This is a genomic window from Nocardia yunnanensis (assembly GCF_003626895.1).
In the GTDB taxonomy this organism is placed as follows: Bacteria; Actinomycetota; Actinomycetes; order Mycobacteriales; family Mycobacteriaceae; genus Nocardia; species Nocardia yunnanensis.
In genome coordinates this window covers 2,513,616-2,537,347 of record NZ_CP032568.1, presented here as the reverse complement: position 1 = coordinate 2,537,347, position 23,732 = coordinate 2,513,616, and the positions used below count along the sequence as shown (strand labels likewise).

At 68.6% G+C, this 23,732-nt stretch carries 21 protein-coding genes; 8 read left to right on the top strand and 13 right to left on the bottom strand.

Translation table 11 applies throughout. The features are described 5' to 3' along the window. Positions 1–24: 24 nt before the first annotated feature. On the bottom strand, positions 25–1,194 hold the full coding sequence (locus D7D52_RS11625) for a phosphotransferase family protein (RefSeq protein ID WP_120736321.1): 1,170 nt from the start codon (positions 1,192–1,194) through the stop codon (positions 25–27). 195 nt (positions 1,195–1,389) lie between these two features. On the opposite strand from D7D52_RS11625, the gene D7D52_RS11620 reads away from it, so the two are divergent. Next, positions 1,390–2,433 carry a DUF2189 domain-containing protein gene (locus D7D52_RS11620; RefSeq protein WP_120736320.1) on the top strand — a complete coding sequence of 348 codons (1,044 nt, stop codon included), beginning with the start codon at positions 1,390–1,392 and terminating at the stop codon, positions 2,431–2,433. A 69-nt stretch (positions 2,434–2,502) separates the two neighbouring features. Here the strand turns inward: D7D52_RS11620 and aspS are convergent, their stop codons facing one another. Beyond that, positions 2,503–4,296: an aspartate--tRNA ligase gene (gene aspS / locus D7D52_RS11615; protein WP_120736319.1), complete on the bottom strand. Its 1,794-nt coding sequence runs from the start codon at positions 4,294–4,296 to the stop codon at positions 2,503–2,505. A gap of 117 nt (positions 4,297–4,413) precedes the next feature. Between aspS and ypfJ the strand changes: the two genes are divergently transcribed. Together ypfJ and D7D52_RS11605 are read left to right on the top strand one after the other, a co-directional pair. Continuing rightward, positions 4,414–5,331: a KPN_02809 family neutral zinc metallopeptidase gene (gene ypfJ, locus D7D52_RS11610; RefSeq protein ID WP_120736318.1), complete on the top strand. Its 918-nt coding sequence runs from the start codon at positions 4,414–4,416 to the stop codon at positions 5,329–5,331. A 306-nt stretch (positions 5,332–5,637) separates the two neighbouring features. Then, complete coding sequence (locus tag D7D52_RS11605) at positions 5,638–6,090, top strand: hypothetical protein (RefSeq protein WP_246023805.1); 453 nt, start codon at positions 5,638–5,640, stop codon at positions 6,088–6,090. Between the two features lie 10 nt (positions 6,091–6,100). Here the strand turns inward: D7D52_RS11605 and D7D52_RS11600 are convergent, their stop codons facing one another. The 4 genes from D7D52_RS11600 to D7D52_RS11585 form a co-directional block, all read right to left on the bottom strand. Continuing rightward, entirely contained in the window at positions 6,101–7,180 is a 1,080-nt protein-coding gene (locus tag D7D52_RS11600) for a 2-oxoacid:ferredoxin oxidoreductase subunit beta (protein WP_120736317.1), read from the bottom strand. A gap of 1 nt (position 7,181) precedes the next feature. Next, positions 7,182–9,152, bottom strand: coding sequence for a 2-oxoacid:acceptor oxidoreductase subunit alpha (locus tag D7D52_RS11595; RefSeq protein ID WP_187703133.1), 1,971 nt, complete (start codon positions 9,150–9,152; stop codon positions 7,182–7,184). A gap of 106 nt (positions 9,153–9,258) precedes the next feature. Next, positions 9,259–10,272, bottom strand: coding sequence for an Rv2578c family radical SAM protein (locus D7D52_RS11590; RefSeq protein ID WP_120744021.1), 1,014 nt, complete (start codon positions 10,270–10,272; stop codon positions 9,259–9,261). Positions 10,273–10,303: 31 nt separating this feature from the next. Further along, positions 10,304–11,290 carry an NAD-dependent epimerase/dehydratase family protein gene (locus D7D52_RS11585; protein WP_120736316.1) on the bottom strand — a complete coding sequence of 329 codons (987 nt, stop codon included), beginning with the start codon at positions 11,288–11,290 and terminating at the stop codon, positions 10,304–10,306. Positions 11,291–11,450: 160 nt separating this feature from the next. On the opposite strand from D7D52_RS11585, the gene D7D52_RS11580 reads away from it, so the two are divergent. Together D7D52_RS11580 and D7D52_RS11575 are read left to right on the top strand one after the other, a co-directional pair. Further along, positions 11,451–11,780, top strand: coding sequence for a type VII secretion target (locus D7D52_RS11580; protein ID WP_120736315.1), 330 nt, complete (start codon positions 11,451–11,453; stop codon positions 11,778–11,780). Beyond that, positions 11,777–13,330 (top strand): hypothetical protein, encoded by a 1,554-nt coding sequence (locus D7D52_RS11575; protein WP_120736314.1) that lies wholly within the window; start codon positions 11,777–11,779, stop codon positions 13,328–13,330. The genes D7D52_RS11580 and D7D52_RS11575 overlap by 4 nt, the downstream gene beginning before the upstream one ends. A 140-nt stretch (positions 13,331–13,470) precedes the next feature. Here the strand turns inward: D7D52_RS11575 and D7D52_RS11570 are convergent, their stop codons facing one another. Then, a complete protein-coding gene (locus D7D52_RS11570) occupies positions 13,471–14,220 on the bottom strand; it encodes an SDR family oxidoreductase (protein ID WP_120736313.1) in 750 nt (249 codons plus the stop codon). Between the two features lie 247 nt (positions 14,221–14,467). Between D7D52_RS11570 and D7D52_RS11565 the strand changes: the two genes are divergently transcribed. Further along, entirely contained in the window at positions 14,468–15,340 is an 873-nt protein-coding gene (locus D7D52_RS11565) for a TIGR03619 family F420-dependent LLM class oxidoreductase (protein ID WP_120736312.1), read from the top strand. Here the strand turns inward: D7D52_RS11565 and D7D52_RS11560 are convergent, their stop codons facing one another. From D7D52_RS11560 to hisS, 3 genes are all read right to left on the bottom strand, one after another. After that, the gene (locus tag D7D52_RS11560) at positions 15,341–16,342 is read right to left on the bottom strand and encodes a malate dehydrogenase (protein WP_120736311.1); all 1,002 of its coding nucleotides are present in this window, start codon (positions 16,340–16,342) and stop codon (positions 15,341–15,343) included. A gap of 115 nt (positions 16,343–16,457) precedes the next feature. Then, entirely contained in the window at positions 16,458–17,105 is a 648-nt protein-coding gene (locus D7D52_RS11555; RefSeq protein ID WP_120744020.1) for a hypothetical protein, read from the bottom strand. 184 nt (positions 17,106–17,289) lie between these two features. Beyond that, positions 17,290–18,570: a histidine--tRNA ligase gene (gene hisS / locus D7D52_RS11550; RefSeq protein WP_120736310.1), complete on the bottom strand. Its 1,281-nt coding sequence runs from the start codon at positions 18,568–18,570 to the stop codon at positions 17,290–17,292. Between the two features lie 181 nt (positions 18,571–18,751). On the opposite strand from hisS, the gene D7D52_RS11545 reads away from it, so the two are divergent. Further along, positions 18,752–19,609 carry a peptidylprolyl isomerase gene (locus tag D7D52_RS11545; RefSeq protein ID WP_120736309.1) on the top strand — a complete coding sequence of 286 codons (858 nt, stop codon included), beginning with the start codon at positions 18,752–18,754 and terminating at the stop codon, positions 19,607–19,609. Between the two features lie 419 nt (positions 19,610–20,028). Next, a complete protein-coding gene (locus D7D52_RS11540) occupies positions 20,029–20,595 on the top strand; it encodes a hypothetical protein (protein ID WP_120736308.1) in 567 nt (188 codons plus the stop codon). Positions 20,596–20,694: 99 nt separating this feature from the next. Here the strand turns inward: D7D52_RS11540 and D7D52_RS11535 are convergent, their stop codons facing one another. From D7D52_RS11535 to D7D52_RS11525, 3 genes are read right to left on the bottom strand one after another with little or no spacing between them, the layout of a single operon-like run. After that, positions 20,695–21,138, bottom strand: a complete 444-nt coding sequence (locus D7D52_RS11535) for a DUF4913 domain-containing protein (protein WP_246023803.1) — start codon at positions 21,136–21,138, stop codon at positions 20,695–20,697. After that, positions 21,135–23,126, bottom strand: a complete 1,992-nt coding sequence (locus D7D52_RS11530; protein ID WP_246023802.1) for a type IV secretory system conjugative DNA transfer family protein — start codon at positions 23,124–23,126, stop codon at positions 21,135–21,137. Before D7D52_RS11530 ends, D7D52_RS11535 begins: the two co-directional genes overlap by 4 nt. 37 nt (positions 23,127–23,163) lie before the next feature. Beyond that, positions 23,164–23,697, bottom strand: a complete 534-nt coding sequence (locus tag D7D52_RS11525; RefSeq protein ID WP_246023986.1) for a hypothetical protein — start codon at positions 23,695–23,697, stop codon at positions 23,164–23,166. Positions 23,698–23,732: the final 35 nt, after the last annotated feature.

Below are 23,732 nucleotides of genomic sequence, written 5' to 3'. Positions count from 1 at the left end.
GACCGGCCCGCAGCCCGCGGAGGACTACTCCTCCCAGTGCTCTTCCAGCGTCGCCGACACATGCTCGGCGAAATCGCCCAGGGTGTCGTCGCCGGTGCAGCGCGCGTCCTCGGCCAACGCGGCCCAGCGGTTGATCAAAGCGGCCGACCGCGGAATCGACAGTCCGTGCTCGCGGGCGGCGGCGATGCGGGCGTGGTCGGCGGGCAGGAACCAGTAGGTCGACAGCCACACCCAGATGAGCCGCGCCTCGAGAATGCGCTCGGCGAGCACAGTGTCGTCGGCGAGGGCCGGCCACACCGCGACCACCTCGGACCGCCACGCCTCCACCATCTGGCGGGCGCGTTCGCGGGAGAGCTCGAAATCGCACAGGCAGCCCGGGAAGGAGACCAGCGCGTAGGCGATGTCGAGGGTGGCGTCGCGGAAACCGCCCCACTCGTAGTCGAGGAACCGCGCGCCCTCCTCGTTGAGGATCACATTGTCCGGGCACAGGTCCGAGGGACTGAACGCGCGGTAGCGGCCCGCGGAGAACAGGCGATTGCCGCGCACGATGCGTTCGGCGATCTCGCCGGGCACCTCGATGCCCATCTCGCGCTGCAGCATGAGCGGCACCTCCGCGACCGCGGATTCGGCCTGCTGCGCGATGCCGTCGACCCGATGCACCACGTCCACTCGCCGCAGCAGCGCCACGAAGTCCGCCTCGCGCCCGACGGTCGCGGCGTGCATGCGGCCCAGTGCCTGCGCGAACGCCATCAGCGCATTGCGCCCGCTGGGTTCGACGCCGGACTGCAGCACCGCGGTGAGCGAGGTGTTCTCGCCGAGGTCGCTGAGAATGAGCAGGCGGTCGGGCAGGCTGTAGCCGAGCAGGTAGGCGCCGGGCCGATGATCGCGGCCGAGGGCGGTGGTGAACTGATAGGACACCGCCTCGCGCAGGAACGCGGAATCGATGCTGGCGACACCGGGGGCCATGCCACCGGTGCGTCGCTGATTCGCCGGGCCCGCAACCTGCTTCACTATCAGGGTGCGCGGTAGCGAAAAGGCGTTCTCCGCGACGCGGACACGGAGAACCGTCGTCCTACCACTACCGCTGAGTTCCATCGGATCGCTCAGCTTCACCGGGGCACCCATTCGCTTTGTGAGCAACTGTTGTGCCGCGGACACGACTTCGGCGGCGCGTTCGGCCAATAGTGCGGTCATCGGAACCCAAGTTACTCCCGTCAGGTCACTTTCAGCGAGCGGTTGCGCAACCTTTCGCGCGTCGGACGGCGTGTCTTTGTGAAGGGTTTGCCCACACGGCGCTGGTTGCTTGACACAACCAGGAGGGTCTAGTTGTCTCATGGTCACTTGCTGTGCGCCACACCGTAAACCGGCAAATGTGAAAGGCTTGCGACCATGACTGGCACGCCGCCCTCAGCACCGTATGGCCCCGCCGGCGAACGTCCCGGCGCCGGGGGCGGGGAGCAGTATCCGCCGCGCACCGGTCAACACCAAAACCCCGAGCCCGCACCGTTTTCCGGCGCGCCCGAGCCCACCCCCGCGCCCGGCCGCCACCAATTGCCCGGTCTGGCCGGATACCCGCAGTTCGACGGTCCCGGCGCGGCGCACTACGGCAGCGAGGCCGTGGAACCCCCGCCGGCGCTGCCCCCGCAGTCGGGCGCGCCGCTGCCACCGCCCGGCTACGGCGCCGCGATGCCGACGCAGAGCGGGATGCCGCCGGGCAATCCGCCTCCGCCGGGCGGATTTCCGCCGGCCGGCCCTCCGCAGCCGGGCGGTCCCGGACCCCACGACCCCGCCCCGCCGAGCCAGTTCAGCCCGCCGCGCGAGCGGCTCGACGTCGGTGCGGCCCTGACCTACGGCTGGGATCGCTTCCGGCTCAATCCCGTTCCCTGGGTCGGCATGGTGCTGATCGGACTGATCGCCTGGCTGCTGGTCACCTTGCTGGTGAGACTGCTTGACGTGCAGTCGCTCTCGGCGGTGGTCCTGTTGTTCGCGGTGGTGTCGCTGGTGGTGTGGCTGCTGCAGGCCGCCATGATCCGCGGCGCGCTCTACGAAACCGACGGCACCCCACCGGATTTCCCGTCCTTCTTCGGCTTCGTGAATGCCGGCAATGTGCTCATCACCGCGCTCATCGTGTTCGCGCTGTGCTTCGTCGCCGCCATCGCGTGCGTGTTCCCCGCGATCATCGTGGGCGTGCTGTGCATGTTCGCACTGCATTTCGTGATCGACCAGGACCTCAATCCGCTGGCCGCCATCCAGGCCAGCGTCCGGCTGGTGATCGCCAACGCGCTGCACGTGGCGCTGCTGGCGCTGGCGGTGTTCGTGATCACCGCGATCGGGCTGCTGTTCTGCGGGCTGGGTCTGGTGGTCGCCGGCCCGGTGACCGCCATCGGCACCACCTACGCCTACCGCACCATGACGGGTCGTCTGGTCGTGTGAGCCGCGACCGAAAACCGACTGCGCCCTCCGGTGTTCACCGGAGGGCGCTGTCTTTCGGTGGTGCGCCGCCTACTTCGCGTCGTCCTTGACGGGGTTGCCGTTCGCGTCGAGCTTGGCGTTGAGGCCCGCTTCCTGACGCTGCTGCAGGGTGATCGGGGTCGGCGCGTCGGTCAGCGGGTCGACGCCGCCGCCGGACTTCGGGAACGCGATGACCTCGCGGATCGAGTCGACCCCGGCCAGCAGCGCGGTGATGCGGTCCCAGCCGAAGGCGATGCCGCCCATGGGCGGGGCGCCGAAGGAGAAGGCGTCGAGCAGGAAGCCGAACTTGTCCTGCGCCTCCTCCTCGCCGATGCCCATCACGGTGAACACCCGCTCCTGCACGTCGCGGCGGTGGATACGGATCGAGCCGCCGCCGATCTCGTTGCCGTTGCAGACGATGTCGTAGGCGTAGGCCAGCGCCGCGCCCGGATCGGTGTCGAAGGTGTCGAGGTGCTCGGGCTTGGGCGAGGTGAACGCGTGGTGCACCGCGGTCCAGGCCGAATGTCCCAGCGCCACATCGCCGCTGGCGGTGGCGTCGGCGGCGGGCTCGAACATCGGCGCGTCCACGATCCACACGAACGCCCACGCGTCCTCGTCGATGAGTCCGCACTTGCGGGCGATCTCGCCGCGCGCCGCGCCCAGCAGCGCCCGGCTGGACTTGGCGTCACCGGCGGCGAAGAACACGCAGTCGCCCGGGTTGGCGCCGACCTGCTTGGCCAGGCCCTCGCGCTCGGCGTCGGTGAGGTTCTTGGCGACCGGTCCGCCGAGGGTGCCGTCCTCCTGGAAGGTGATGTAGGCCAGGCCCTTCGCGCCGCGCTGCTTGGCCCACTCCTGCCAGGCGTCGAACTGGCGGCGCGGCTGCGCGGCGCCGCCCGGCATGACGACCGCACCGACGTAGGGAGCCTGGAACACCCGGAACTCGGTGTCCTTGAAGTACTCCATCATCTCGGTGATCTCGATGCCGAAGCGCAGGTCGGGCTTGTCGGAGCCGTAGCGGCGCATGGCGTCGGCGTAGGTCATGTGCGGGATCGGGGTGGAGATCTCGTGGCCGACCAGCTTCCACAGCGCGGCCAGAATGTCCTCGGCCAGCAGGATGACGTCTTCCTGCTCGACGAAGCTCATCTCGATGTCGAGCTGGGTGAACTCGGGCTGGCGGTCGGCGCGGAAGTCCTCGTCGCGGTAGCAGCGCGCGATCTGGTAGTAGCGCTCGATGCCGCCGACCATGAGCAGCTGCTTGAACAGCTGCGGCGACTGCGGCAGGGCATAGAACTTGCCCGGCTGCAGGCGGGCCGGCACCAGGAAGTCGCGGGCGCCCTCGGGGGTGGAGCGCGTCATGGTCGGGGTCTCGACCTCGACGAAGGCGTGGCGGGCCAGCACCTCGCGGGCGGCGGCATTGACCTTGGAGCGCAACCGGATCGCGTGCGCCGGACCCTCGCGGCGCAGGTCCAGGTAGCGGTAGCGCAGGCGCGCTTCCTCGCCGGGCTCGTCGTCGAGCTGGAACGGCAGCGGCGCGGCCTCGTTGAGCACCTCGAGCTCGGTCACATTGACCTCGATGGCGCCCGTCGGCAGGTTCGGGTTCTCGCTACCGGCCGGTCGGTCCTCGACCACTCCGACGACCTTCACGACGAACTCGTTGCGCAGCTTGTGGGCGGCCTCCGCCGGCTCGCCTTCGCGGAAGACAGCCTGGGCAACACCCGACGCATCGCGCAGATCGATGAAGATCACGCCACCGTGGTCTCGCCGCCGGGCCACCCAGCCGGTGAGGGTGACGGTCTGACCGGCGTGCTCGCTTCGCAGCGAACCAGCCAAGTGGGTGCGCAGCACGGGATTCCTTTCGACGGATTCGAAGCACCGAGATGTGACCAGGTGCGGATCCATCGTAGAGAGACACATCGAGCGGATGGAAACCGATATCCGCTCGCCCGTGTCACAGTGATAACCATGACCTTCAACGAGGGCCTGCAAATCGACCCGAACCGGGCGAGTGGCGGCGGACCGGGTATGGGCGGTGGACTGGTTCTCGGAGGCGGTGCGCTGGGCATCATCGTATTGATCGCGAGCCTGCTGCTCGGCGGCGATCCCGGCAGCATTCTGGGCCAGTTCACCGGAGCGGACAGCAATTCGAAGTCGGGCGCCACGACGCTGCCCTCGCACTGCAAGACCGGCGCGGACGCCAACAAGTACGTCGACTGCCGCGTCATCCTCACCGCCCAGAGCCTCGACGCCATCTGGGGCACCGAACTGCCCAAGCAGACCAGCCGCCAGTACACGGTGCCGAAACTCAACCTGTTCTCCGGCGCGGTGAGCACCGGCTGCGGCCGCGCCTCCTCCGCGGTCGGCCCGTTCTACTGCCCCGCCGACCAGACCGTCTACATCGACACCAGCTTCTTTCAGGAACTGGTCGACCGCTTCGGGTCCAGCGGCGGCCCGCTGGCGCAGGAGTACGTGGTCGCCCACGAGTTCGGCCACCACATCCAGAACCTGCTCGGCGATATCAACCGCGCCCAGCGCGATCCGCAGGGTCCAACCTCCGGGGCGGTCCGCACCGAACTTCAGGCCGACTGCTACGCCGGGGTCTGGGCCTACTACGCCGACAAGCTGCCCGCCCCCGGTTCCAGCGACCCGTTCCTGAAGAAGCTGACCGACAACGACGTTCGCGACGCCCTCTCCGCGGCCTCCGCCGTCGGCGACGATCGCATCCAGCAGGCGTCCACCGGCCGGGTCAATCCCGAAGCGTGGACCCACGGTTCCTCCGACGAACGCCAGAAGTGGTTCCTCTCCGGTTACAAGACCGGTCAGGTCAAGTCCTGCGACACCTTCTCCGCCGCCGATCTGAGCAACCCGCCCGGTCTCCGCTGAACCGTCCGCTCCCGAGGTCCCCGGCCCCTACGGTCCGGGGACCTCGCCGTTCGCGGGCCGGGCCACGCGGTCGGCGTGGCGTGGCGGAGGCCGGTGAGCGACGCGGCAGAATCGGCCGCGCGGGCGGGTGCCCGTACGGGAATTCGGAGGGATGCGATGGGAATGGGTTCGGCGGCACGACTTTTCGGAGAAATGGGACAGGTCGGTGCAGGGCTCGTCCGCGTCGGCGCGGGGATGGCGAGTGCCGCACCGGGTTTCGGGCGACGCGGTCGGCGGGTGGCAGCGGCCTCGATCTTGGTGGCCGGAATGGTCACGGGTGCGGGTGGATTCGCCGCGGCGGATCCCGCTCCCGCGCCGACACCGGCCGCGGCGGTGGCGCTGTTCACCCTCACCGCCATGCCCGCCGGGTGGCAGACGCGGACCGATCTGCATCCGTCGTTGCAGATTCAGTTGGACGGGCATGCGACCAAGCGGGCCGACAGCACCGCGCAGCCGGTGGAGGGCACCGTGCCCGCCGATGTCATCGGCGCGGCGGCCGCCGAGGTGAAAGCGCTTGCGGCCGTGGACATGGGCACGCCCGAGCAGGACGACCAGGGCACCTCGATCATCGACTACATGCCGCAGGCCCCCGACCAGGACGTCCACCTGATCGTCTACGCGCCGGAGATCTCGGACGGCCTCACCGACGACCAGAAGGCGTCCCGCAAGCGCTTCGACGATCTGTTCCAGCGCCTGCTGAACGCCTTCGTGCCGGCGTAGTCCCGAAAAGCTATCCGACCGTCCAGGTTTCGCGGCCGGTGAGCAGCTGCTGCAGCGAATTCTCTTTCACCGGATGGTTGTCGGCGGCGGCGTCGAGTTGGGCGCGGACGCCGTCGTCGTAGGTGGGGCGGGAGACGCTGCGGAAGATGCCGATCGGGACCCGGGTGAGGTCCTGGTCGGACAGCCGCGACAGGGCGTAGGCGTATTCGGGGTGGTCGGTGTAGGCGTCGTGTACGACGATCTCGGAGTCGGCGACGGTGTCGGCGCGCACCGTCTTCAGGCCGAATCCGTCACGCACCACCGCGAATTCGCCGTCCGCGCCGAACCGGATCGGCTCGCCGTGGCGCAACCGGATCAGGTGCGATTCGGCGTTCTCGCGGCGCAGCGCGTCGAAGGAGCCGTCGTTGAAGATCGGGCAGTCCTGCAGGATCTCCACGAACGAGGTGCCGCGGTGCTCGGCGGCGGCCCGCAGCACCTCGGTGAGCCCGGCCCGGTCGGAGTCCAGGGCCCGCCCGGCGAAGGTGGCCTCGGCGCCCAGCGCCACCGACAGCGTGTTGAACGGATGGTCGATCGAACCCATCGGCGTGGACTTGGTGATCTTGCCGGGTTCCGAGGTCGGCGAGTACTGGCCCTTGGTGAGCCCGTAGATCCGGTTGTTGAACAACAGGATCGTCATGTTCACGTTGCGGCGCAGCGCGTGGATGAGGTGGTTGCCGCCGATGGAGAGCGCGTCGCCGTCCCCGGTCACGACCCATACCGACAGGTCGGGCCGGGTGACGGCCAGGCCCGTGGCGATCGCTGGCGCGCGCCCGTGGATGGAGTGGATCCCGTACGCCTCCAGGTAGTACGGGAACCGGCTCGAACATCCGATGCCGGAGACGAACATCAGGTTCTCGCGCTTGAGCCCCAGTTCGGCGAGAAATCCGCGCACGGTCGCGAGAATCACGTAGTCGCCGCAGCCCGGGCACCAGCGCACCTCCTGATCGGAGGTGTAGTCCTTGGCCTTCTGCGCGCCGTCGGCGGTGGGCACGCCCGACAGCCCGGTCAGCCCGAGATCCGTTCCCACCAGCGGGTTTTCGAGAATGGTCATATCAGTTGCCCCCTGTCGTGCGGTAGGTCGCCCGGGCACGGGCGGTGAAGGCCTTGGCCTGCTCCATCTCCGTGATCGAGCCGTCCAGGGCCGCGTCGATGACGCCGACGAGTTCCTGGGCCTGGAACGCGGTCCCTGCCACCTTGGTCCACGGCTGCACATCCACTAGATAGCGGGCACGCAGCAGCATCGCCAGCTGTCCGCCGTTCATCTCCGGGCACACCACCGTGCGATAGCGGCTCAGCACCGCACCGAGGTTGGCGGGCAACGGATTCAGATGCCGCAGATGCGCCTGCGCCACCGGCACCCCGCGCCGCCGCGCCCGCCGGCACGCCTCGCCGATGGGCCCGTAGGAGCTGCCCCAGCCCAGCAGCAGCAGTTCGGCGCGGCCGCTGGGGTCGTCGACCTCGAGGTCGGGCACGGTGATGCCGTCGATCTTGGCCTGCCGCAACCGCACCATGAGTTCGTGATTGGCCGGGTCGTAGGAGATGTTGCCGCTGCCGTCGGCCTTCTCCAGCCCGCCGATGCGGTGGGCGCGCCCCACGGTGCCGGGCACGGCCAGCGGCCGGGCGAGGGTTTCGGGGTCGCGGGCGTACGGCAGGAACGAATCCGCTTCGGCCCCAGCGGGTTCGAAGGCCGGGTCGATCGGCTCCAGCTCGCTCACCTGCGGAATCGCCCACGGCTCCGAGCCATTGGCGATCGCGCCGTCCGACAGCAGCAGCACCGGGGTGCGGTAGGTGAGCGCGATGCGCGCGGCCTCCACGGCGGTGTCGAAGCAGTCGGCGGGCGAACGCGGCGCGAGCACCGCCACCGGCGATTCGCCATTGCGGCCGTAGAGCGCCTGCAGCAGATCGGCCTGTTCGGTCTTGGTCGGCAGACCCGTGGACGGCCCGCCCCGCTGCACGTCGACGATCAGCAACGGCAGCTCGGTCATGACGGCCAAGCCGATGGATTCGCTCTTGAGCGCCAGCCCCGGCCCCGACGTACTGGTCACCCCGAGCGCGCCACCCAGCGACGCGCCGAGCGCCGCGCCGATGCCCGCGATCTCGTCCTCGGCCTGGAAGGTGGTGACGCCGAAATTCTTGTGCTTGCTCAGTTCGTGCAGGATGTCCGACGCCGGGGTGATCGGGTAGGTCCCCAGGAACACCGGCAGCCCCGCGAGCTGCCCGGCGGTGACGATGCCGTAGGCGAGCGCGGTATTGCCGGTGATCTGCCGGTAGGTGCCCGGCGGCAGCGTCGCGGGCGCCACCTCGTAGGTGGTGGCGAACGCCTCGGTGGTTTCGCCGTAATTCCAGCCCGCCCGAAATGCGAGGATATTCGCTTCGGCGACATCCGGTTTCGCGGCGAATTTCTCCCGCATGAACTGTTCGGTGCCGCCGATGGGCCGCCCGTACATCCACGACAGCAAGCCGAGCGCGAACATATTCTTCGCGCGCTGCCCATCCTTTTTGCCCACACCGGTCGGTTCGGTCGCCCCGAGGGTCAGCGATGTCATGGGCACCCGATGCACCACGAAATCGGTCAGCGTGTCGTCGGTGAGGGGATCACCGGTATAGCCGACCTTCGCCAGATTGCGTTTGGTGAATTCGTCAGTATTCACGATCACCGTGGCCCCGCGGGCCAAATCCTCCAGATTCGCCTTCAGCGCAGCCGGATTCATGGCGACCAGCACGTCCGGTTGATCCCCTGCGGTGAGAATGTCGTAATCGGCGATCTGGATCTGGAACGACGACACCCCGGGCAAGGTGCCCTGAGGTGCGCGGATCTCGGCGGGAAAGTTCGGTTGGGTGGCAAGATCATTGCCGAACGCCGCCGCCTCGTGCGTGAAGCGGTCACCGGTGAGCTGCATGCCGTCACCGGAGTCGCCCGCGAAGCGGATGACGACCCGTTCGATTTTCTCGACCGCCAATTTCGGTGTGGCGCCGCCGTTCCCGGCCGCCGTCACCTCGCCGTCGTGATGCTGCGAAACCATGCGCGTGCGTCACTTCCTTGTCAGGTGTGAGGTACCAACGCCAAACTACTCCGCAATATTCGCGACACACCCGTGAAGCGCAATGGTTTCGATCGAGGAACCGGCGTCAGGCGAACAACGCCAGCTGGGTATCGGGCGTGTGCGAGGCGGCGGCACGCACCTCGGGTGCGGCCCGCCGTTCGCGGTTCAAACGGTGTTTCTCCAGCAACGGCTCGATTCGGCCGCGTAGCCACGCAGAATACTCCGGCGTCACCGAAGCACTGCGACCATACAGCTGCCGGTAGCGCCGCAGCAGCGCCGGGTGCGCTTCGGCGAGCCAGGTGAGAAACCACCCGCGCGTCGACCCGCGCAGATGCATGGGAAACGCCGTGACGCCCGCGGCGCCGGCGTCGGCGATCGCGCCGAAGAGCTCGTCGAGATGATGATTCGAATCGGTGAGATACGGAATGACCGGTGCCACCATGACATTCACCGCGAATCCGGCATCGGCGAGCGCCCGCACCAGCTCGAGCCGCGCCCGCGGCGAGGGCGTTCCCGGTTCCAGCCCCCGGTGCAGTTCCTCGTCGAGAATCGCGATGGAGACCGCGAGGTGCACCGGCACCTGCTCCGCGGCCGACACCAGCAGCGGCAGATCCCGCCGCAGCAGCGTGCCCTTGGTGAGGATGGAGAACCCGGTGCCGGATTCGGTGAGCGCGCTGATGATGCCTGGCATCAACCGGTAGCGCCCCTCGGCCCGCTGGTAGGGATCGGTATTCGTGCCCAGCGCCACCGATTCCCGCCGCCAGGAGCGGCGGTGCACTTCCCGGCGCAGCACCGGGACCACATTGGTCTTGACCACGATCTGCGAGTCGAAATCCGCGCCCGCGTCCAGATCGAGGTACTCGTGCGTGCCGCGGGCGAAGCAGTAGCGGCACGCGTGCGAGCACCCGCGCATGGGATTGATGGTCCAGCTGAACGGCAGGGTGCTCTCGGGCACCCGGTTCAGCGCGCTCTTGCAGAGCACCTCGTGAAACGTGATGCCCTCGAACTCCGGGGTCTGTACGCTGCGGACGAAACCCGCACGTTCGAGCCCGGGCAGCGCGCCGTCATCGGCGTCGAGGGTTTGCCTTTGCCACCGCACCACCCCAGTCGAACATGTGTTCTAGAGACTGTCAAGCAATCTTCTGCGTGTCGGCCTCGAGCGGCTGCCCGTTGTAGAAGGCCACCAGATCCCGGATGGTCTGCTCGGCCGGACGCGGACGGTAGCCCAATTCCTCGGTGGCCTTGGCGTGTTCGACGATCGGCGCCGACAGCAGCGCGCCCATGGCCGCGCGCGAGATGCGGTCGCTGCCGAACGCCTTGGCCACCGGTTCCATGACCGGCATGCACGCGTTGATCACCTTGGCCGGAATCGCGAAGGCGGGCTTCATCTTTCCGTTCACCTCGGCCGCGGTGCGGGTGGCCTGGAACATATCGGTGAAGTGCCCGCCCAGCAGATAGTTCTCCCCGGTGCGGCCGCGCTCGCCCGCCAGGATCAGGCCGTGGGCCACGTCACGCACGTCGACCAGGTCGAAGCCGCCGCTGATCATGACCGGCACCCGGCCGCGCGCGGCGTCCCAGAGGGTGCAGTTGATCCGCGAGTTGGTGTTGTCGACCGGTCCGTACACACCGGTCGGATTACAGATGACCGCGTCCAGGCCCGCGTCCACGACCTTGCGCAGTTCGATCTCGCCCTGCCACTTCGAGCGGTCGTACACCGGCAGATCCGGATCGATGGACCGCGGGGAACGCTCGTTGATGCGCCCGCCGCAGGAGTACTGGTTGAAGGCGTGGATGGAGCTGGTGTGGACCATACGCCGCACCCCCACCTCGCGCGCGGCCTCGGCCACGATGCGCACGCCCTCGGTGTTGACCCGCCAGGCGAGATCGTTCTTGTGCGCCAGGGTGATGAGCGCCACCAGGTGGTAGACCACCTCGGCCCCGTCGAGGGCGGAGCGCATGGACGCCGGGTCGAGGACATTGCCGTCGATCCAGGCGACTCCGGGCTGGGTGGCACCGGCGACGCGGTCGATGGCCGTCACCTCGTGACCGCGATCCGTAAGCAGGCGAAGCAAATTGGTGCCAAGGAACCCGGCAGCGCCGGTGACTGCGACCTTCATGGAGTCGAGAATATAGAACTTGTTCTAATTTGCAACCACGGTCGGGTTGCGATCGCACAGGGGGTGCGAAGTGCGCCGATGATGCCGACGCCACACCGGGCTGGACGCTCGATGCGTTATATTCGGCCTCGCATGTCCACGACGATTGGGGGGCACTGACATGGCCGATCTCTCGGTCGACACCGGCGCGGTCCGCACCTTCGCCGCAACCAATGACGGCGTCGCCGCTGATATCGCCGCCCAGGGCGGTCTCGACACGGTGTCGCACGTCGCGGCCATGACCCCGGTGTTCGGACTCATCGGCGCGGACTTCCTGGCCAGCTTCGCGGTCGCCGAGCTGCTACACGATCGCGATATCAACGCCCTCTCCGCCCGCTTCGGCAAACTCGGGCAGGCCGCGTTCGGTTCCGCGGCCACCTACGACGCCACCGACGCCGAGTTCGCGGGCGGCCTGAACACCGCGGCCGGGCAGATCGGCGAGCAGGCGTGAGCACCCTGGATACCGGGGTCCTCGGATCCGGCGTCATCGCAGCGAACTCTCCGACCCCGAACGCGGCCCCGATGGGAGTGGACACCATGACCACGATCGCCCCCGGCCCGATTCCGGATCTGGCACTGGGCGTCCTGCCCGAGGACGTCCCGCCGATCGAGCCTCCCGATTTCGTCTTGTCCCGCAAGGAGTTCGAGCAGACGGGCGCCCCGCTGAGCGGTGGTGTCCCGTCCGGCACGGGCGACGCCGGGGTCCTCTCCCCCGCCCTCGACGGCGCGCACGGCGCCCTGTCGGGCGCGCAGGACATCCTCGGCAACGCGCAGAACGTCCTCGCCGACGCCCACACCGCGCTCGACGATGTCCCCGCTGCGCTGAGCAACGTGCCCGCCGCGCTGGGCGCCGCCCAAGCCGCGTTCGCGCGAGCCGCCGCGAATCCGGCCTCGATCCTGCCGCCCCTGCCGGCCGATCCGGTCGGCGATCTGATGAAGGGGATGGCGCTGCCCGCCATCCCCGGACTGGACGCGCTGTTCAAGCCGTTCCTGGATCTGCTGCAGAGTTTCGGCACCGGCGTGCTGGGCCAGTTCAATCCGACCACGCTGCTCAGTCAGGGTTCGAAGGTCATCGAGTCGGCGGTGCAGGTTGGCAGCGGCGCGCTCGAGACCGTCGAATCCCTGTGGCAGGGCAAGGCTTCCCAGAGCGCGCAGGATTCCGGCAAGCAGGCCGAGAACCACGGGCAGGAGACCAGCCAGCGCGGTTTCGACCTGTCGGCGATCACCAACCAGGCGGCGGCGGTGGTGCAGCGCGGCAATATTCAGCTCACCGCCATCGCGCAGGCGTTCGCCACCGAGGCCACCGCCATGGCCCCGCTGATCCTCACCCCGATCGGCCAGACCACCCTCATCGCCTCGGCTACCCGGCATCTGGGCGAGGCGGTCGCGGTCGTCAATGCCACCCACGGCGAACTGTCGGTCTACACCGCGCAGGTGCAGGGCCTGATCGGTCAGCTGGCGGGCCAGGGCGGCCCGAATCCCGCCGAGGTCGCGCAGTCGCTGGCGCAGAACGTCGGCCAGCCGATCCTGGAACAGGCCAAGGGCCTGCTCGAAAGTGGTTTGCAGGCAGCCATTCCCGGCACGGGCGACCCCGGCAAGGTCGACCCCGCCACAGGCGCACCCGACACGATGGCCGCCGGGCTCGGCGGCGGAGGCGGCAGTGCGGGTGGCGGAGGCGGCGTGGGCGGCCTCGGCGGCGGCATGCCGTCGACCCCCGGCGGCCCCGGTTCCTCCCTCCCCGGCGGCAAAATCACCACCGCCGCCAACCCCTTCGGCGCGGGCGGCGGCGGCCTGGCGGCCATGTCCGGCCCCGCCGGCTCCGGCTTCATGGGCTCCCCCGGCGCGGCGGGCGCGGGCAAGGGCGGCGCGTCCGACGGCTCACACGGCCGCACCGTGCAGCCGCACCAAAGCCCCACCGCCGAAAGCGAACTCACCGGCAACCTCGGCACCTTCGCCCCCGGCGTGATCGGCGAGACCGACGACCCGGACGAGGCCGAGTAACGCAGGCCGACTAACGAAGAATGCCGTGGCGATCGGGACGGGTACCCCGATCACCACGGCATCGTGGAGGCCGATGTGCGGCTGTACACCCCGCGGGCTCGGCCACCGTTTCCGGCGCAGTCTCGCCGCGCCGCGGTGGATTACACCGCGGTCGGCCGCGTCTGCGCGTCGATTCCGCCGTCGATGACGAACTGTGCGCCGTGGACGAATCCGGCCTGCGGGCTCAGCAGGTAGGTGATGAGCGAGGCGATCTCCTCGGGCTTGCCATTGCGCCCGATCGGCGCCACGAAGTTGCGGATGGCCTCGCCATAGCGCGGATCGTCCAAACCGGCCTGCAGCAAAGGGGTTTCGACGCTGCCGGGCGCGACGGTATTGAGCCGCACGCCCGCGCCGCCCCATTCGACCGCGCGCTCGCGCACGGCGACGGTGACCGCGTTCTTCGACGACGCATAGGCGTAGTGCCCGGCGAAATCCCCGGCCTGGGCGAACGCTTCCGCCTCGTTGCCCTTGGCGATCGGGTTGTCCGCCCAGGCGATCTGGGTGGAGGCGACCGACGAAACCACCACGGCCGCCGGGTTTTCGCCCTTGCGCAGCGCGGGCAGCAGCGCGTCGAGCAGGGCGACGGTGGCCCGGTAGTTGATCTCCACCACCAGATTCGGATCGGGCACCTGCGGCCCGACTCCCGCGCACAGCACCAGCCCGTCGAGCACCCCGCCGGCGCGTTCCAGCACCGCGTCGACCGCGGCCGCGCGCGCCGCGGCGTCGGTGAGATCGACGGTGATGTCGGCGTTGCGCAGGTCGATGCCGATGATGTCGTGCCCGGCGTCGCGCAGGGCCGCGGCGGTGGCCGCGCCGATGCCGGAACCGGAGCCGGTGATGGCGATCCTCATAGCGCGATTAGAACAAGATTCAGGAATCCGGACAAGCCCGCCGGGACTGGCATCTCGGCCACCGGGACCGCACCGGCCGGGCGACCGCCCGCTGCGATACGACAGGTGAGCGCCCGCTGCGGGATTGGAATCGACTTGGTTTCCGATCGCGGTTCCTGGTGCCATTCGGCGAGCCTGCGGCTAGCATCAGTCGCAGAACTAGAATCTGTTCTAGTTTTCGCACTGCTCACTGTCGAGAGGACGATCGATGCGCTTCACCTACGCGGAGGCGATGACCAACCCGGATTACTACATCCCCCTCGCGCAGGCCGCCGAGGCCGCCGGGTTCCACAGCATCACCGTGGCCGACAGCATCGCCTACCCGGCCGAGTCGGATTCGAAGTATCCGTACACCAAGGACGGCAATCGCGAATTCCTCGACGGCAAACCGTTCATCGAGACCTTCGTGCTCTCGGCCGCCGTCGCCGCGGCCACCACCACCCTGCGCCTGACCCCGTTCGTGCTCAAGCTACCCATCCGCCCGCCGGTACTGGTGGCCAAGCAGGCGAGTTCGCTGGCGCGGCTGAGCAACAACCGTTTCGCCCTGGGCGTGGGCATCAGCCCATGGCCGGAGGACTTCGAGATCATGGGCGTGCCGTTCGAGAAGCGCGGCAAGCGGATGGACGAGTGCATCGAGATCGTGCGCGGCCTGTCCAGCGGCGAATACTTCGAGTACCACGGCGAGTTCTACGACATTCGCAAGATCAGGCTCACCCCCGCACCGACGAAGCCGCTGCCCATCCTACTCGGCGGCCACAGCGATGCCGCGCTGAAGCGCGCGGTGCGGCTGTGCGACGGCTGGATGCACGCCGGCGGCAATGCCGAGGAGCTCGACAAGTACCTGGCCCGCATCGAGGAGCTGCGCGCGGAGCGTGATCACAAGGGCGAGTTCGAGATTCACGCGGTCTCCTACGACGGCTACACCCCGGACGGGGTGAAGCGCTGCGAGGAGAAGGGCATCACCGATCTGATCATCGGCTTCCGCAACTCCTACGCCAAGGAGCAGGACACCGAGACCCTCGAGGAGAAGATCACCAAGATCAAGTGGTACGGCGACAACGTGATCGCCAAGCTGAGCTGATCACGCCTTCTTGGCGTAACCCAGTTCGATCACGGCGTCGCGCTCGCCGACCAGCTCCGCGACGCTGTGATCGATTCGGGCGCGGGCGAACTCGTCGATCTCGAGGCCCTCGACGATGGTGTACGCACCGTCCGCGCAGGTCACCGGGAACGAGCTGATGAGACCGGCGGGCACTCCGTAGGACCCGTCCGACGGCACCGCCATCGAGGTCCAGTCGCCGGGCGCGGTACCCAGCACCCAGTCGTGGATGTGGTCGATGGCGGCACTGGCCGCGCTCGCCGCCGAGGACGCCCCGCGCGCCTTGATGATGGCGGTGCCGCGCTGCTGCACGGTCGGCACGAATTCGTCGCTCACCCAGGCCGGATCGTCGATCACGTCCAGCGCCGGCCGTCCGGCGACCGTGGCGTACGCCAGATCCGGGTACTGCGTGGCGGAGTGGTTGCCCCACACCGCGATCCGGTGAATGTCGGCGGCCGCCGCCCCGGTTTTCTTGGCCACCTGCGCGATCGCGCGATTGTGATCGAGCCGGGTGAGCGCGGTGAACCGGTCGGCCGGTACGTCCGGGGCGTTGCTCATGGCGATGAAAGCGTTGGTATTGGCCGGATTTCCGACCACCAGCACCCGGATATCGTCGGCCGCATTGGCATTGATGGCCGCGCCCTGGTCGGTGAAGATGGGCCCGTTGGCGGCCAGCAGGTCCGCCCGCTCCATTCCGGCCGTGCGCGGCCGCGCCCCGACCAGGATCGCGATGTTGGCCCCGTCGAACCCGACCCACGGATCGTCGGCGATATCGATTCCGGCCAGCAGCGGGAACGCACCGTCCTCGAGTTCCATGGCCACCCCCTCGAGCGAGGCGACGGCCGCCGGAATCTCGAGCAGTCGCAGCCGAACCGGCGTCCGGGACCCGAGCAGCGCCCCGGAGGCGATGCGGAACAGCAACCCGTAGGCGATCTGCCCGGCGGCTCCGGTCACGGTGACGGTCACAGGCGCGGCGTTGCTCACGACGAAACTCCTCGCAGTACGGCTGTTTTCGTCTTCACCCTAGCCACGCTCACATCCGGGGCAGCGACCACGTGAGCAATCAGACACCTGCCGGCCCCGGTATCGGGCATATCGCTCAGCGCGCGAGATCGGCGATCTCGCCGTCGGCGAGGATGATCGGCGCGGCCTCGTCGCGGGCGCGCACCATGCGGACCGCCCGATACAGCGGGCGCTCCTCGGCGACCGCGTCGCGGGCCTCGGTGCGCAATTGCTGCACGAGCAGGCCGGAGATGGCGAGCGCGGCCACCAGCGGGCAACCCGCCAGCCCGTCGGCGAGCTTGCGCAGGCCCAGGATATGGAGTTCGCGCCCGCCGCCGGAATCGCTGTAGATGGCCAGCGGCACGATCTGCGAATCGGGCCCGGCCGTGAGTCGCAGCACGATCCGGCTGATCTTGCCCGGATAGACCAGTACCTCGACGGCCGTGGCCGCGGCCAGGTCGAGCCGTCGCTCCCCCCGCCAGGTCCGCGCCCGAATCACGGTGCCGGACACCATGATTCGCCGCCGCTGCACGGCCATCGCGTACAGCGCGGTGGGCGCGCCGACCACCAGGCCGATGGCCACCGCCCACGGCCAGTGCAGGAACAGCGCCGCCAGCAGGCCGCCGCCGACGCCCGCGCCGAGCGCGGCCAGGGTGAGTTTGCGCAGCGCCGGAGCCAGCAACTCCGGCGCGATCAGATCGAGGCCGACGTCGCCCGCCGATCCCGGTTTCGATGTATCAGTCACAGCGCGCGATTCGTCCAAGTCTCGAGGGGTCGCGGGTACCGGCGGCACGCACCGCGCGCGCGACGCACGCACGGTACCAGCAGGCCATAGCCCTGTACCCGAAAACGCGCCGCCCCAAGCACGATCTCCGGCGTGCGCCGGCGGTCCGGGTGGCGAGGGTGCCGCCCGGACCGCCGGCGACGTCTCAATCCTGTTGCCCCGCAAGCGCGTCGGCGACCTGGGCGACCGCCTCGTCCAGCGGGATCTGCCGCTGCTCGCCGGTGCTCAGATCCTTGAGCCCGATCTGCCCCTCGGCGACCTCGCGGTCGCCCAGCACCAGCGCCAGCCGCGCCCCGGACTTGTCGGCCGCCTTCATCGCGCCCTTCATCCCGCGCCCGCCGTAGGCGAGGTCGGTGCGAATGCCGGCCTTGCGCAGCTCCCCGGCGAGCACGACCAGCCGCTGCTTGGCGACGTCACCCAGCGGCACACCGTAGACCTGGATGCGCGGCCCGTCGACGGCGGTCTTGCCCTCGGCCTCGAGCGCCAGCACCGTGCGGTCCACGCCGATGCCGAAACCGATGCCCGACAACGGTTGCCCGCCGAGTTCGGCCATCAGCCCGTCGTAGCGGCCGCCGCCGCCGATGCCGGACTGCGCGCCGAGCCCGTCGTGCACGAATTCGAAGGTGGTCTTGGTGTAGTAGTCCAGTCCGCGCACCATGCGGGGATTGACCACGTACGGCACGCCGAGCGCGTCGAGGTGGCCGAGTACCTGATCGAAGTGCGCCTTGGCGGATTCGGACAGGTGGTCGATCATGAGCGGCGCGTCCGCGGTCATCTCCTTGACCTCGGGCCGCTTGTCGTCGAGCACGCGCAACGGATTGATCTGCGCGCGGCGGCGCGTGTCCTCGTCCAGGGGCAGCTTCAGCAGGAACTCCTGCAACAGCTCCCGATACTGCGGCCGGCAGGTCTCGTCGCCCAGCGAGGTCAGCTCGAGCCGGAACCCGTCGAGACCCAGCCCCCGGAATCCGGCGTCGGCGATGGCGATGACCTCGGCGTCGAGGGCCGGGTCGTCGATGCCGATGGCCTCCACGCCGACCTGCTGCAGCTGCCGGTAGCGGCCCTTCTGCGGCCGCTCGTAGCGGAAGAACGGTCCCGCGTAGCACAGTTTGACCGGCAGCGACCCGCGATCGAGATTGTGTTCGATGACCGCCCGCATCACCCCGGCGGTGCCTTCGGGCCGCAGGGTGAAGCTCTCGCCGTTGCGGTCGGCGAAGGTCCACATCTCCTTGGACACCACATCGGTGGATTCGCCGACGCCGCGGGCGAACAGGGCGGTCTCCTCGAAGACCGGCAGCTCGACATGCCCGTATCCGGCCAATCGCGCGGTCGCCACGAGGCCGTCGCGGACGGCGACGAACTCCGCGGATTCGGGCGGCAGATAATCGGGGACCCCCCTCGGGGCGCTGAAGCTGCTGGTCTTGGTCACGACGTTCAGTTTTCACCACGGCCGTCCGCCAAGTCCAACCGGTTACCGGCCCGGCGAGCACGGACGGCGGGCATATGTAGGTTTTTCTCAGCGAATGCAGGTAATGTCTGCCGCGGCCGCTGGGCTGACGGCCGCAGTCTGTACAGACATCAGATACCGACCGTTCACGGAGGGACAGTTAGTGCCGAGCAATGAACAGCGACGCGCTGCGGCGAAGCGAAAGCTGGAGCGTCAACTCGCCAACCGGGCCCAGCGGGCGCGTAAGCGCAAGCAACTCACCATCGCGGCCTCGGCCCTGGGCGTCGCGGTCGCGGTGGCGGCCGGTGTCGGCATCTACTTCCTGACCAAGGGCGATGACAGCAGCACCAGCGCGAAGGCCTCCGAGACGCCCGACGCCTCGCTGACCGCCGCGCCCCCGCCGGCCGCCAAGGCCAAGCCCGCGTCGGTGACCTGCACCTACTCCCCGTCGCAGAAGCCGGCCGACAAGCCGGTCTCGCCTCCCGGCACCGCCGACATCACCACCGCCGGTGACGTGAAGGCGACCATCGACACCAATCAGGGTCCGATCAGCCTGACCCTGAATCCGGGCGAATCCCCCTGCACCGTCAACTCTTTCGAGAGCCTGGCCAAGCAGAAGTTCTTCGACAACACCTCCTGCCACCGCATCACCACGGGCAAGGGCCTGCAGGTGCTGCAGTGCGGTGACCCGACCGGCAGCGGAATGGGCGGTCCCGGTTACCAATTCGACAATGAGTACCCGACCGACCAGTACGACCCCAATGATCAGGCCGCCCAGTACCCGGTCGCCTACAAGCGCGGCGTGCTGGCCATGGCCAATGCCGGTCCGGGCACCAATGGTTCGCAGTTCTTCCTGGTCTACGGCGATTCGCAGCTGCCGCCGCAGTACACCATCTTCGGCACCGTCGACGACGCCGGCCTGGCGACCCTCGACAAGATCGCCGCGGCGGGCGTGCAGGGCGGCGGCCAGGACGGCAAGCCGGCCGCGGACGTGAACATCTCGGCCGTGCAGCTCGGCTGAACAACAGTCCAAATAGACTGACCAGCACGGTTTTTCGGACCCGGCGCGCGTACGCGCCGGGTCCGTTTGTTTTCCGGCGCAGATCTCGGTAAGGTCCCGTTGAACCTTCTGAGTAAGGGTTCCCTAACCAAAGAAAATCCTGAGTTTTCCGCTCCGCGTCGGAAATGTGCGATATATGCTGGATCGCGACGGGCTCGTACGGCGGTTTTCGAGTTTTCGCTGGTAATCTCGTAGAACGGAGTACCAAGGCGTAGTAAAGCCCACCGGGTGACCCCCCCATTCGGGCCGCACCGACGCCCCACGTTCTCCCGGTGTCCAAGTTTGCAGGCGGGACACGGCTTTTCGAACCACCGTTCGAGCCGCGTCCGTGACGAAGCACCACCATCCACAGTGATCACTGCAGCATCGGGGAGCAGGCAATGGCCGAGGAACTCGACGACATCGGCCGCGAAACAGCGGCGATGATGAGGCAGATGTTGCAGCTCGCGACACTTGTCGCGCTGCGCACCCGGGAACGTGGCCAGAAGGAAGCCGAAGCACGCGTCAGGGTCACCGAGGCCCGGCAGAAGGAGACTCGCGAGCGCCGGCTGCGCGAGGCCGCCGATGCCAAGGCGCGCGATCCACGCAACCGAGAGCTGTCGCGCATTCTGGAACGTCCTACCCTGGAACGGGATCGGGGCGTCTCCCTGGAAAAGGATCGATTCTCCGCCCAGGCGGAGGCCTCCCGCATGGCCGCCCAGCAGGCCAACCGGGGATCCGCGCGCTATGACTCGGTGGAACGGCGAACCGCTCTGGCACAACACCTTTCGCGCATGGGAATCTCTCCCGAGCTGCAATCGGTGCGCATGCTGATGGAAGTCGGGCAGGCGCAATCGGCACAGGACGCGGTACGGCTGCGCGAGCAGGAAGCCACGCAGCGGCGCGTACGGGAACAGGAAGAACGCGAGCGGGAGCGCGAGCGGACCCGCTCCAGGGAACGCGTCTAGCGGCACAAACCCCGCGGTAGCAGCCTCTTCGACAGGTGGCGGATCGGATCCCGATCCGCCACAGTCGTTTTCACCCCGAGCCTACCGACCGCCCCGTACTTACAGTAGGAAGTCACCCGAGGTCGGGTTGCTGAAAAGCCCCTGCTTGGGCGACTTCAACGGCAGCGGCGTGAGCATGTCCTTGTGCCCGTTGCGCACACTGCAGTACTTGAACGGCCCCTTGGGGTCGAACAGTTTCGCCATGTGCGGGTCGGCGTGGTCCAGGAACCACACGCTCAGCCCGGTCTTCCCGTCCTTGCGTAGGTGCTCCCACGCTCGCCACATGGCCTCCAGGCGGACGGCCGCCTCCGCGTGCTGCCACCATTCCGGGCACCACACGGTGTCGCTGATATCGGTCACCTGCCGCCGGTAGACCCGGCTCAGGTAGTTCTCGACGAATTCGACGACGTTCTGGAACACCAGGTCTTCCCCGTCGCGGCGGCGGCCGTGGGATCCGGGGGATTCGTCGTACTGGAAGTCGTCGAAGTTCGGGTCGTTGCTCACAGGGGCCGGACCTCCTCGATCGTCCCGGACTGCTGCGCCGGTTCTGCCTTGATCAGTGAGGGCGAATTCATCAGATCCGCGATCTCCGTCTTCTTGGGTGCGGGTGAGGGATCGTGCGCGGCAATGGATTTCTGCACGGCCGCGGTGTAGTCACCCTCCCACCACGGGACCGTGCGCACCAGCACCGCCGGTGTGCCCGAGGCGAAGACGATGGCCCGGCCGCGCGGCAGTGTCGCCAGGGCGTGCGCGTTGAAGGTGCGCGAAGAGCTCAGCGAGCGCGAATAGCTCTTGCCGCTACTGGATTCCGAGACCGACTGCGTGATGCTGTCGTAGTCGCCGATGGCCTCGGACCGCTGTTGCAGGAAGTTCATATCGTCGATGCCGCTGCCGATGACCTTGATGCTGGCCGCGCCCCACAGCGCCTCCATGCCGTCGGGACCCCAGCAGCGCGCGCCCTGCGCCCAGGATTGCAGCACCGTCATCACCACGATGCCGCGAGATCCGAAGTGGCTGTACTGCTTCGGCAGATCCTTCCAGCGCACGATATTGGCGGCCTCGTCGAGCGCGGCCAGCAGCGGGACCGCCAGCCGGCCGCCCGGCGAGCGGGTCGCCTTGCGGGTCGCGGCGTCGATCACGGCCTCGGTCAGCGCGCTGACCAGCGGCGCGGCCGAACCGCGGCCCTCCAGCGACAGGCAGTAGAGGGTGCCGTTGGCGTCGATGAATTCCTCTTCGTCGAATTCCATCCGGCCGTTGGGCACCACCCACTGAATCACGTTCTGCAACTTGAGGCAGCGGATCATGGCCTTGGCCGCGCCGAAGATGCCATCGCGGGTCTTGGGGTCGAGGTTGTACTGCCCCACCAGACCCGGGGCCATGTAGTGCATGCCCTGCGCGCGCAGGATCTCGATGGGCTCGTGATCGATCGGGTTGTTGACCCATTCCCAGACCTGGGTGATGGGCCGGCCCGCGAAACCGGCGGCCAGGAACAGCGCCGCCAGCAGGTCCTCGGCCTCCGGGTCGAAGTACGAGTCCGAGCCCTGCCCGACCGCCGGACTGCCCTCGGCGTCGGAGAAGTGGCCGGCCAGCCGGATGGCGCGGGTCTCGCAACCGGGCGAGTAGACGTCCACCCACTTGAGCGGATCCCAGTAGAAGGTGGGCTCCTGCTGCGACATGAGATCGTGCGAATCCGGCGCCACGCCTTGCGGATCGAAGACGAACACCGGACTGCCCTTGCCCTCGCGCACATCCCGGGTCGCGTCGACCACGTCCCGCTTGTTGGAGGTCACCAATACCGGCCCGATGGCCGCGAGCACGGCCGGGATGACCCGCGAGGTGGTCTTGCCCTGCCGGGGTCCCCAGATGTCGACCTGCAGGTCTTCGTAGGAGCCGTAGAGCATTTCGCCGTCGGCCACCGAGACGCCGATCGGGACGCCCGGCACGATCGGCGCGCCGTCGCGGGCGGCGGGATACCGGCGCGGATCGGTGAGCGAACCGGGCACGAAGGCGCGCCCGGCGTTTCGACTGACGCCGCGGCGGCCGCGTTCGGTGAACCGCGTCTTCTCGGTGAGATGACCGCGGTCCCATTCCAGCGGAATGCCGATCTGATCCGCCTTGGCCATGACCCCGGGCGCCTTGAGCGCGCTGATCGCGCCGCCGCTGCCCATGTGATCGGCCTTGTCGTCGATCGGCAGTCGTCCCTTGCCCGCGCGGGCGGCCTGGCGGCGTTTGTAGAGCTGCCAGCCGAGCGCGGCCAGCACGATCAGCAGCACGATCACGGTCGAGGCGCCCGGCCAGCGCAGCGTGCCCTTGGCCAGGTTGACCGCGATGGCGATCGGGTTGATGGGCAGGTGCTGCGGGTGTGCGGACAGCAGGTTGCCCAATTGCACGGCCACCCACAGGGTTCCGAAGATCGCGAAACCCGCGTAGATGAGGTGCAGGGTGCGGTCGGGCCCGGGTTCGGCCGGGTCCTTCACCGGTTTCTTCGCCATCGCTATCCTCCTGGGATGACCTGTGAGTCGTTACCGCTCAACGGAATTCGTCCAGCAGCCAGCCACCCGTAGCGCCGCGCACGACGGTGGCGACGACCGTCGCCGGGGGCAGGGCTTCGCGCTTGCCGTCCGGGTAGACGACCGTCTGCTCGATGCCGATCTTGTACTGCTGCCGGTTGGGGTCGGCGCCCCCGGGCGCCTGCTCCCCGGACGCGAACGCGAACGCCTCCATGTGTGCGCCCGCCTTGGCCCACTGGGACCAGTTCAGCGACGGGCGCGGGGTGTCGACGCTGGTGGACGGCGTGTCCAGGGTCCGGATCAGGCTGGGCCCGAGCCATTTCCGGGCACGCTGCAGGGCGGCGCCCTCGGATTCGGTGGCCGGGTACCAGGTGTAGATCTGTTCCAGCGCGGTGACCGCCACCCCATCGGGGGTGGTGGGGTCGGGGGCGGGGGCCTGTTCCAGCAGGCGGGTGGTGGACGTGGGCGGTTGCCCGGCGGTCGATTTCGACCTGCCGCCGGTCGAGTTGCCGCCACACGCGGTGGCCAGCAGCGCGACGCTCAGCACAACCATCACCACCTGCGAGGGACCTCCCTTCCAGGCTAGTC

What these genes read in the sequence shown, in the direction of transcription:
- D7D52_RS11565 (WP_120736312.1), top strand. Translation starts at nt 14,468, where the DNA reads ATGCGCTTCACCTACGCGGAGGCGATGACCAACCCGGATTACTACATC.
- D7D52_RS11595 (WP_187703133.1), bottom strand. Translation starts at nt 9,152, where the DNA reads ATGGTTTCGCAGCATCACGACGGCGAGGTGACGGCGGCCGGGAACGGC.
- D7D52_RS11600 (WP_120736317.1), bottom strand. Translation starts at nt 7,180, where the DNA reads ATGACCATTCTCGAAAACCCGCTGGTGGGAACGGATCTCGGGCTGACC.
- D7D52_RS11620 (WP_120736320.1), top strand. Translation starts at nt 1,390, where the DNA reads ATGACTGGCACGCCGCCCTCAGCACCGTATGGCCCCGCCGGCGAACGT.
- D7D52_RS11530 (WP_246023802.1), bottom strand. Translation starts at nt 23,126, where the DNA reads ATGGCGAAGAAACCGGTGAAGGACCCGGCCGAACCCGGGCCCGACCGC.
- ypfJ (WP_120736318.1), top strand. Translation starts at nt 4,414, where the DNA reads ATGACCTTCAACGAGGGCCTGCAAATCGACCCGAACCGGGCGAGTGGC.
- D7D52_RS11605 (WP_246023805.1), top strand. Translation starts at nt 5,638, where the DNA reads ATGGTCACGGGTGCGGGTGGATTCGCCGCGGCGGATCCCGCTCCCGCG.
- D7D52_RS11525 (WP_246023986.1), bottom strand. Translation starts at nt 23,697, where the DNA reads ATGGTTGTGCTGAGCGTCGCGCTGCTGGCCACCGCGTGTGGCGGCAAC.
- D7D52_RS11625 (WP_120736321.1), bottom strand. Translation starts at nt 1,194, where the DNA reads ATGACCGCACTATTGGCCGAACGCGCCGCCGAAGTCGTGTCCGCGGCA.
- D7D52_RS11585 (WP_120736316.1), bottom strand. Translation starts at nt 11,290, where the DNA reads ATGAAGGTCGCAGTCACCGGCGCTGCCGGGTTCCTTGGCACCAATTTG.
- D7D52_RS11540 (WP_120736308.1), top strand. Translation starts at nt 20,029, where the DNA reads ATGGCCGAGGAACTCGACGACATCGGCCGCGAAACAGCGGCGATGATG.
- D7D52_RS11580 (WP_120736315.1), top strand. Translation starts at nt 11,451, where the DNA reads ATGGCCGATCTCTCGGTCGACACCGGCGCGGTCCGCACCTTCGCCGCA.
- D7D52_RS11570 (WP_120736313.1), bottom strand. Translation starts at nt 14,220, where the DNA reads ATGAGGATCGCCATCACCGGCTCCGGTTCCGGCATCGGCGCGGCCACC.